This is a genomic window from Ensifer sp. MJa1, from assembly GCF_037026475.1.
GTDB lineage: Bacteria > Pseudomonadota > Alphaproteobacteria > Rhizobiales > Rhizobiaceae > Ensifer.
Genome location: NZ_JAKUMO010000072.1, coordinates 1 through 443, shown reverse-complemented (window position 1 = coordinate 443; position 443 = coordinate 1). Strand labels below are relative to the sequence as shown.

The window sequence follows — 443 nt, the reverse complement described above, 5'->3', positions numbered from 1 at the left end:
CGGCTCGGAGCGGTAGTGGCGATAACCGTTGCGGTCGGTGGTGGCATAGCTCAGCAGTTGCCCCTCCGGGCAGCGATAGCCGTCTTCCTGGCCATCATAGAAGAACTTCGACTTGCGCATCATGCCGTCTTTGGGCGGGGGCGGGTTGCGATAGCCGGTGACGCCAAGGATCTCGCGCTGTTCAAGCCCCTTGGCAATGCCGGATGTGGCATAGCCGGCATCCAGGCCGACGGCTTTGACATCGAAGGCGAACCGCTGGCGCTGGCGGTCCAGCCGGTCGAGATAAACGATGCTGTCATGCACATTGGCCGGTGTCACATGGGTATCGGTGATGATCGCGTGCCGGCCGTCCACCGTGCGGTGGTCGAGATAGAAGAAACCCTTCGGTTTGCCGTCGCGCACCATGTAGCCGCTGTCGGGATCGGTGCGCGACACCTTGGTCT

At 62.5% G+C, this 443-nt stretch carries 1 protein-coding gene; it reads right to left on the bottom strand.

All coding sequences use genetic code 11. The annotated features are described in order from the left end of the window. Positions 1-443, bottom strand: a 443-nt coding sequence (locus tag MKZ91_RS31550; protein ID WP_336174954.1) for a transposase, incomplete at both ends; no start/stop codon positions are given.